Origin of the sequence: Aquabacterium sp. (genome assembly GCF_036279655.1) — a bacterium.
Taxonomy (GTDB): domain Bacteria; phylum Pseudomonadota; class Gammaproteobacteria; order Burkholderiales; family Burkholderiaceae_C; genus Aquabacterium.
Map to the genome: position 1 here is coordinate 1 of NZ_DASUIT010000123.1, position 8,768 is coordinate 8,768.

The window sequence follows — 8,768 nt, forward strand, 5'->3', positions numbered from 1 at the left end:
GACCTGGCGCGCCGCCAGCCTGGCCGACGCCGATCAGCCCTTCTTTGAAGCCGCCGCCCTGGCGCGCCGCCTGTGTGCCGACAAGGGCATGCAGATCGGCAGCACCGGTGTGCAGCTGCTGGGTGGCCACGGTTTTGTGAAGGAGCACCCGGCCGAGCGCTGGTACCGCGATTTGCGCGCCGTCGGCCTCATGGAAGGCGCGATTTTGCTCTAAGCCCCCCAGCGCTCCGCGCGCCGGATCTGAGACCGCCTACTGACCCGATTGAAGTCATGATCAACCTCGACACCCCCCGCAAGTTCAAGCCCCTGGTGCGCCAGGCCCAGGAAGTGGCCAGCGAGGTGCTGCGCCCCATCTCCCGCAAATACGACCGAGCCGAACACGAGCGCCCGGTCGAGCTCGACATGCTGGCCGCCGTCATCGACGGCATGAACGACGGCAACAGCGAAGTCGGCGGCACCGGCGCCACCGGCGTGCGCCGCGACGACCGCGCCGATCCCAGCGTCAACCGCAACGGCACCAACATCTCCACCTGCCTGTCCATCATGGAACTGTGCTGGGGCGATGTGGGCATGCTGCTGTCCATGCCCCGCCAGGGTCTGGGCAATGCGGCCATCGCCTCCGTGGCCAACGACGAGCAGCTCAAACGCTTCAAGGGCCGCTGGGCCGCCATGGCCATCACCGAGCCGGGCTGCGGCTCGGACTCGGCCGCCATCCGCACCACTGCTCGACTGGACGGCGACCACTATGTGCTCAATGGCGAGAAGATCTATGTGACGGCGGGGGACCGCGCTGACCTGGTCGTGGTGTGGGCCACGCTGGACCGCAGCCTGGGCCGTGGCGCCATCAAGTCCTTCGTGGTCGAAAAGGGCACGCCGGGCTTTGATCTGGTGCGCCTGGAGCACAAGCTGGGCATCCGCGCCTCGGACACCGCTGCCTTCCTGCTCAAGGACTGCCGCGTCCCCAAGGCCAATCTGCTGGGCGACCCCGAGATCAACCCGGAAAAGAGCTTTGCCGGGGTCATGCAGACCTTCGACAACACGCGCCCGCTGGTGGCCTCCATGGCCGTGGGCCTGACGCGCGCTTGCATCGAAGAGATGGGCCGCATCCTCCAGGAGTGCGGCCTCACGCCGGACTACGACCGCCCCATGCACCGCCAACCCCATGCAGTGGCCGAGTATGTGCGCATGCAGGCCGACTACGAAGCCGCGCGCCTGCTGACCCTGCAGGCCGCCTGGATGGCCGACAACGCCAAGCCCAATTCGCTGCACGCCTCCCTGGCCAAGGCCAAGGCCGGGCGCACCTGCGTGGACGTGGCACTCAAGTGTGTGGAGCTGGCCGGCAGCATCGGCTACACCGAGACGGCCCTGCTGGAAAAGTGGGCGCGAGACTCCAAGATCCTGGACATCTTCGAAGGCACCCAGCAGATCCAGTTGCTGATCATTGCGCGGCGACTGCTGGGCAAGAGTTCGGCGGAGTTGAAGTAAGGCGGGCTCAAGCACGCCGTGTTGCGGCCAAGACTTTGACGTGTTAATATCGTCCGCGATATGACTTCATGTCGAATCGTCCTGGACACCAATGTGCTGGTCGCCGCCACACGCAACCGCCTTGGGCCATCCTTTGCACTGGTTCAGTCTGTCCGCCAGGGGGTGTTTTGCATGTGCTGCACCCCCGCCCTGTTCTTGGAGTACGAGGATGTGCTCAAACGCCCAGAGCAGTTGGCTGCCTCCGGCTTGACCCGCACCGATGTGGACGCCATCCTGAATGATCTGGCGGGTCTGATCGATGCGGTACACACCCACTACCAATGGCGGCCGCAATTGCGCGACCCGGCTGACGAAATGGTGCTGGAGGCCGCCGCCAACGGCGCCGCCCCGTGGATCGTGACCTACAACCTGAAAGATTTTGCCCCCGCACACCGATTCGGCATTGAAGTACTGACGCCACAAAACGTGCTCAAGCGCTTCGGCCTCGCCCACCCCAGGAGCCCTTCATGAGTCACTACGCCTTGCGTCTGCCAGAGTCTTTGAAGCAAGCCGTCAAGCGCATTGCCGCAGAGGACGACACCACCATGAACCAGTTCTTCGTGATGGCCATTGCGGAGAAGGTGTGCGCCATGGAGACCGCCCAGTTCTTCGAAAAGCGTGCAGCCCAAACCACCCGTGAAGCAGCCGATCAGGCCTGGGCCAAAGTGGGGAGCTCATCCCCACTACCCCACGACCGTTGGACACCCGAGGACTAAGTGCGCCAACCAGCGAACCGAAGACCGCTTTCCGCGTGAGCCCGCACACCCTGCCGCCGGCTGCCGCTTTCAAGCCCCACTTCGATCACACCACCTGGGCAAGAGGCGAAGCCTACGCTCGTGCGGGCGAAGCAGAAGTGATCGAGGTGCTTCCCAACGATCCTTCTCCGGGGTGGTGGAGCGTCTCGGCCGATGTCTGGGGTTCGGCATCCGAACCTTATGAAGTCTCCGTGAATTTCAGTTGGACACTGGGTCAATCCCTGTCCATGAGGTCGACCTGCAGTTGCCCGATGGCACACCGATGCAAACACGTCGTGGCGACCCTCATCACGGCCGTCACGCAAGAATGGGTTGATTCCGTCTCGACCGCGCCAGCGCCAGCCGCCCCAAGCACTCCGGTCTACCCCAAAGAGCACGAGTTACTCGATCGCTGGCTGCGGACCCAGGATCTGGCACGCAGGCAGCGCACCACACCTTCACAGCCCGCTGAGCCACAGCGCTTGATCTACGTGATCTCGACCCAGGCACACACGGCCCACGGCCCCGACCTGCGTCTGCCTGAATCAGGTCAGGCTCACTGGCTGTGTCTGTGGCCTGCCAAGACCAAGCCCCTCAAGGCCAAACCGGGGCAATGGAGCAAGCCGGTGTTGCTGCGCGGCGATTACGGACGTCTGTTCAGCGAGTCAGAAGGCGAAGGTGAGGTTTTCAAACTGCTGCGCCGATGGCTGCTGGGACAGACCAACTCCGGCTACAGCTTTGCCGACCGATTGCCGGGCCCGACGAACGCGGTGCAAGATGCCATTGGGCTGCAAGTGCTGCAACAGGTACTGCAAACCGGCCAGGCCGTGACACTCAATGCGCAGGGCTACATTGATCAAACTTGGCAGTGGGGCGCCCCCCGCGTGTTGAACTGGTCCTGGCAGTCCTTGCCCTTGCGGCCTGGTGATACGACCCCGCGCTGGCAGACGCTGCCCGAGATCGGCTCGGAGCAAAGCGTGCTGTGCCTGGCCCACCCGGCGGTGTACATGGATCACCTCACACAAACCATGGGTCTGGTCCAAAGCGCTCAGAGCCGCGAGCAGTTGATCGACTGGCTGAGGCTGCCCCCCTTGCCCGAGGACTGGATGCGTCAGCATGTGCCGGAGCTCTTGAGCCTCACACCGCCCTTGCCCACACCCGTGGTGGGTGATCTCGCTCGCGTGGTTCAGAACGTGGCGCCTCAGGCTCATCTGAGGATCGGGCAAGCCCCAGAAAGTGCCCCGGGATGGCTGGCGCTGCATTTGAGTTTTGACTATGCGGGCATTGAAGGTATCTGGGCACTGGATGCACCGGCCGAGCAGTGGCTGGATCTCCCCGAGGGTCGCGTGCTGCTGCACCGCGACATCGAGGCCGAACGCCGTTGGCTGCACCCCCTGCTCGAGCTGGGCTACGAGCCCGACCTGCCACTGGATCGGGCGCCCCCGGCACTGTGGTTGGGCCGACGTTCAGCGGGCGATCCTCATGGGGTATTGGCCCGAGCGCGCGATCAGGCGCTGCTGGCAGAGGGAGTGCAGCACCTCCGAGGCGAAGGTTTCATCATCCGCTTTGAGCCAGACCTGAGCGCACGGATGCGTAGCGTCGAAACGCTGGATCTGGGCCTGGATGGCCTGGCAGCGGATGGCAGCGTGCTTGATGACGATGACTCGGCCAGTGCCCGCTGGTTCAGCCTGTCGCTGGGCTTCGAGGTTGATGGGCAACGCATCAACTTGCTGCCCTGGTTGCCGCAATTGCTCGACCACCTGGCACACGCCAGTCCCACAGATCCACAAGATGATCGCCTTTGGCTGCACGCCGAACCCGACCAGTGGTGGCACGTGCCCATGACCCCCTTGCGGCCCTGGTTGGCAGCCATGCTCGAACTGGTGGGTGAACGGCCTGGTGAACTGGCCAAGGGCCACCTCCCACTGAGCCGCTACGAGGCCATGCGTCTGGCCACCACCGATGCACCCGGCCATGGGCTGAGCCTCTCCGGCGCAAAGGCCCAGTCACTCAGCGGCATGGTGCAATCGCTCAAGGCCGGGGGCCTGCAGCAAGAGGTGATCATCCCCGAGGGCCTGAATGCCCAACTGCGCCCCTATCAGCAACAGGGTCTGAACTGGTTGCAGTTCCTGGCGCATCACCAGCTCGGGGGCGTTCTGGCCGATGACATGGGGCTGGGCAAGACCTTGCAAACCATTGCCCACCTGTGGGTGGAGAAGCAGGCCGGGCGACTAACGCTGCCCGCCTTGGTGATCGCACCCACCAGCCTGGTGAGCAATTGGCGCAACGAGTTGCAGCGCTTCGCCCCTGGCCTGCGTACGCTGGTGCTGCACGGCGCCCAGCGCAGCGAACAGTTTGACGACATCACGCACAGCGACGTGGTGGTCACCACCTACCCCCTGCTGGCCCGTGACGAGGCGACCTTGCTCAAACGAGTCTGGTCCGTGGTGGTGCTCGACGAAGCGCAAACCATCAAGAATGCCAGGACCCAGGCTGCAGGCATCGTTCAAGCCCTGGACGCCCGCCAGCGACTGTGCCTGAGCGGCACGCCGATGGAAAACCACCTCGGCGAAATCTGGAGCCTGTTCCACTTCCTGATGCCAGGCTACCTAGGCACCGAAACACGCTTCAAGCAACTCTTTCGTACCCCCATCGAAAAGCAAGGCGACCCGGAGCGGCTGGCCATCTTGCGCCACCGGCTAGCGCCCTTCATGCTCAGGCGCACCAAAGAGCTGGTGGCCTCGGAGCTGCCGCCCAAGATCGAGACGGTTGAGCATGTGCAACTGCTGCCCGCCCAGGCCAAGCTGTACGAAACCATCCGGTTGGCAACCGAAAAGAAGGTGCGTGAGGCACTGAGCAGCAAAGGCCTGGCTCGCTCGCACATCACCGTGCTTGACGCCCTGCTCAAGCTACGCCAGGTGTGCTGCCACCCGCGCCTGGTCCCTTTGACGGCGGCCAGCAAGGTCAAACAATCTGCCAAGCTCAACTGGCTGATCGATAACCTGCCCGAGATGATCGCCGAGGGGCGCCGGGTGTTGCTGTTCTCTCAGTTCACGTCCATGCTGGAGTTGATTGAGGAGGCCTTGCCCGCTCTGGGTCTGCACTGGGTCACACTGACGGGCCAGAGCACAGGACGCGAGGCGCTGATCGAGCGTTTCACCCGCGGTGAGGTGCCCTTGTTCCTCATCAGCCTCAAGGCCGGTGGCGTGGGGCTGAACCTGCCCCAGGCCGACACCGTGATCCACTTCGACCCCTGGTGGAACCCGGCGGTGGAAGACCAGGCCACCGATCGAGCACACCGACTGGGGCAGACGCAGACCGTGTTTGTGTACAAGCTGGTGGCTGAAGGCACGCTGGAGGAGCGCATCCTGGCACTCCAAGAGCGCAAGGCCGAGTTGGCGCGAGGCCTGCATGGTGACGCCGGCACGCAGGCCGCCGCACTGACGGAATCTGATCTGGACTGGCTGCTGCAACCGCTGGGGGCAGGTCTGAGTGCTCAAGACCCGGCACACTCACGCCCCTGACGGGGCATGCACCCCGTCAGGCCAGCACCAGATTGTCCCGATGGATCATCTCGGGCTCGCTGGTGAAGCCCAGCACCGCTTCGATCTCTGAGGACGGCTTGCGCGCGATCAGGCGCGCCTCGCTGCTGGCGTAGTTGGCCAGGCCACGGGCCACGTCCTGCCCCTGCAGGTTGCGCACGGCGATCACATCGCCGCGGTGGAACTCACCCACCACTTCGACCATGCCGATGGGCAGCAGGCTCTTGCCTTCGTCGCGCAGCTTGGTGACAGCGCCATCGTCGATGACGACCGCACCGCGCAGTTGCAGGTGGTCGGCCATCCATTGCTTGCGGGCCGTGAGCTTGGCGGTGGCCGCCATGAAGAGCGAGCCGATGGACTCGCCCTGGGTCAGGCGCACCAGCACATCAGGCTCGCGGCCCCAAGCGATCACGGTGCTCGCCCCGCTGCCGGCCGCGCGCTTGGCGGCGATCACCTTGGTGATCATGCCGCCCGTGCCCACGCCTGAGCCGGCTCCACCGGCCATCTGCTCCAGCGCCGGATCCCCGGCGGTGCACACATCGATGAAGCGCGCGCTGGGGTCCTTGCGCGGATCGGCGCTGTACAGGCCCTTCTGGTCGGTCAGGATGACCAGGGCGTCGGCCTCGACCAGGTTGGCCACCAGCGCGCCCAGGGTGTCGTTGTCGCCGAACTTGATCTCGTCGGTGACCACGGTGTCGTTCTCGTTGATGACGGGCACCACCTGGTGCGACAGCAGGGTCAGCAGGGTGGAGCGGGCATTGAGGTAACGCTCACGGTCGGCCAGATCCGCGTGCGTGAGCAGCACCTGGGCACTGCCCATGCCGTGTTCACGCAGCTTGGTCTCGTACATCTGGGCCAGGCCCATCTGCCCCACGGCCGCGGCAGCCTGCAGCTCATGCAGTTCCTTGGGGCGGGTGCGCCAGCCCAGGCGCTTCATGCCCTCGGCGATGGCCCCGCTGGAGACCATGATCACCTCGCGCCCATCGGCCGCCAGGGCCGCCATCTGGCGACACCAGGTGCCGATGGCGTCGGCGTCCACGCCCTTGCCTTCGTTGGTGACCAGGCTGGAGCCCACCTTGACGACAATGCGGCGGGCGTTTTTCAACACATCGTTCATGGGCAAGCTCGTGAGATGGGGTCAGCGGAAGCGGGGATCGTCGACGTCGGGCACATAGGCCTCGTCAGCGCTGTCCTGCTTGGCGGCCGCCTTCTTGGCTGCGACCTTCTTGGCGGGGGCTTTCTTGGCCGGGGCCTTTTGGGCGACCGCCTTTTTCGCTGCGGCCTTTTTCGCCGCAGGCTTTTTGGCGGCTGGCTTTTGAGGGGCTTCGGTCTCGTCGTCCTTGTGGGCCACCAGCGCCTCGAACGCAGCCGTCTCGCGTGCCGACGCCTTGGCGGCGGCCTTGGGCTTGACCTCGGCATCGATCAGATGGCCGGCATGCTCCTCGTCGAAGCGGATGTCGGCTTCTTCATGGTGCTCCTGCATGGCTGCGACGTGCTGGTAGATGGACTGCACCAAGTGCTCGCAGCCTTCGCGGGTCAGGGCGGAGATCTGGTAGACCGGGCCCTTCCAGCCAAAACGCTTGACGAAGCTCACCACCTTGGCCACGCGCTGGTCCGCCGGGATCATGTCCAGCTTGTTGAGCACCAGCCAGCGGGGCTTGTCGTAGAGCGCCTTGTCGTAGATCTTGAGTTCCTTGATGATGGCCTTGGCCTGCTTGACCGGGTCCACACCCTCGTCAAAGGGGGCCAGATCGACCACATGCAGCAGCACGCGCGTGCGCTGCAGGTGGCGCAGGAACTGGTGGCCCAGGCCGGCGCCTTCGGAGGCGCCTTCGATCAGGCCGGGAATGTCGGCGACGACGAAGCTCTTTTCAGGGCCCACACGCACCACGCCCAGGTTGGGATGCAGGGTCGTGAAGGGGTAGTCGGCGATCTTGGGGCGGGCGTTGGAGATCGCCGCGATCAAGGTGGACTTGCCGGCATTGGGCATGCCCAGCAGACCCACGTCGGCCAGCACGCGCAACTCCAGCTTGAGCTTGAAGAGCTCGCCAGGCCAGCCCAGCGTCTTCTTGCGCGGAGCGCGGTTGGTGGCGGTCTTGTAGTGCAGGTTGCCGAAACCGCCGTCGCCGCCCTTGGCCAGCAGGCGCTTTTCGCCATGCTCCAGCAACTCCATCATCACTTCGCCGGTTTCGAAGTTGCGGATGATGGTGCCCACGGGCATGCGCAGGACGATGTCCTCGCCAGCCGCGCCGAACTGGTCGGAGCCACGGCCCTGCTCGCCATTGCGCGCCTCATGGCGGCGGGCATAGCGGTAGTCGATCAAGGTGTTGATGTTGCGGTCAGCCACGACATACACGTGACCGCCACGGCCGCCATCGCCCCCGTTGGGCCCACCAAAGGGGATGAATTTTTCGCGGCGGAAGCTGATGCATCCGCTGCCGCCATTGCCTGCGGCCACATCAATGGTGGCTTCATCGACGAATTTCATGGCTGTGTTGTCCTGGTGGGTCGCCCGTGACAGGGGTCAAAGGCTGCATGAGAGAGAAACGCAAAAGCCCCGGCATGCCGGGGCTTTACATCGGTCGACCGAAAGCAGAGCTTGCGGCCGCCTGTCTGGGTGCATCAGACCGGGGTCACGACCACGGTCTTGCGGTTCAGGGCACCCTTGACCGCAAACGACACGGTGCCATCGACCAGCGCGAACAGGCTGTGGTCGCGGCCGGTGCCGACGTTGGCGCCAGCATGGAAGCGGGTGCCGCGTTGACGAACGATGATCGAGCCGGCGGGCACGACTTGGCCGCCGTACACCTTCACGCCGAGCATCTTGGGTTGGGAGTCACGGCCGTTCCGCGTGGAACCGCCGCCTTTTTTCTGTGCCATGGATCTACTCCTTGGGGGCTAAAAGTTGGTGATTCGACGCAATCAGACGTTCACGGAGCTGATTTGCAGCTCGGTGTAGTTCTGACGG

The 8,768-nt window shown here is 64.7% G+C and carries 7 protein-coding genes and 1 pseudogene; 5 read left to right on the top strand and 3 right to left on the bottom strand.

Annotated elements, in window-relative coordinates:
* The 5 genes from VFW84_RS13935 to VFW84_RS13955 form a co-directional block, all read left to right on the top strand.
* Positions 1 to 214 (top strand): acyl-CoA dehydrogenase family protein (locus tag VFW84_RS13935; RefSeq protein WP_329681065.1); only part of this gene is annotated, 214 nt, incomplete at its 5' end.
* A 56-nt stretch (positions 215 to 270) separates the two neighbouring features.
* Complete coding sequence (locus VFW84_RS13940; RefSeq protein WP_329681066.1) at positions 271 to 1,485, top strand: acyl-CoA dehydrogenase family protein; 1,215 nt, start codon at positions 271 to 273, stop codon at positions 1,483 to 1,485.
* A 60-nt stretch (positions 1,486 to 1,545) separates the two neighbouring features.
* Complete coding sequence (locus VFW84_RS13945; RefSeq protein ID WP_329681067.1) at positions 1,546 to 1,995, top strand: putative toxin-antitoxin system toxin component, PIN family; 450 nt, start codon at positions 1,546 to 1,548, stop codon at positions 1,993 to 1,995.
* Entirely contained in the window at positions 1,992 to 2,240 is a 249-nt protein-coding gene (locus tag VFW84_RS13950) for a hypothetical protein (protein WP_329681068.1), read from the top strand. Before VFW84_RS13945 ends, VFW84_RS13950 begins: the two co-directional genes overlap by 4 nt.
* 230 nt (positions 2,241 to 2,470) lie before the next feature.
* Positions 2,471 to 5,782, top strand: a complete 3,312-nt coding sequence (locus tag VFW84_RS13955) for an SNF2-related protein (RefSeq protein ID WP_414638998.1) — start codon at positions 2,471 to 2,473, stop codon at positions 5,780 to 5,782.
* 16 nt (positions 5,783 to 5,798) lie between these two features.
* Here VFW84_RS13955 and proB read toward each other — a convergent pair whose 3' ends face one another.
* The 3 genes and pseudogenes from proB to rpmA all read right to left on the bottom strand — a co-directional run bounded on the left by proB (position 5,799) and on the right by rpmA (position 8,680).
* Positions 5,799 to 6,917 carry a glutamate 5-kinase gene (proB, locus tag VFW84_RS13960; RefSeq protein ID WP_329681069.1) on the bottom strand — a complete coding sequence of 373 codons (1,119 nt, stop codon included), beginning with the start codon at positions 6,915 to 6,917 and terminating at the stop codon, positions 5,799 to 5,801.
* 315 nt (positions 6,918 to 7,232) lie between these two features.
* Positions 7,233 to 8,288, bottom strand: a pseudogene (gene cgtA, locus VFW84_RS13965) (Obg family GTPase CgtA); the annotation flags it as partial.
* Between the two features lie 134 nt (positions 8,289 to 8,422).
* The gene (gene rpmA, locus VFW84_RS13970; protein ID WP_329681070.1) at positions 8,423 to 8,680 is read right to left on the bottom strand and encodes a 50S ribosomal protein L27; all 258 of its coding nucleotides are present in this window, start codon (positions 8,678 to 8,680) and stop codon (positions 8,423 to 8,425) included.
* Positions 8,681 to 8,768: the final 88 nt, after the last annotated feature.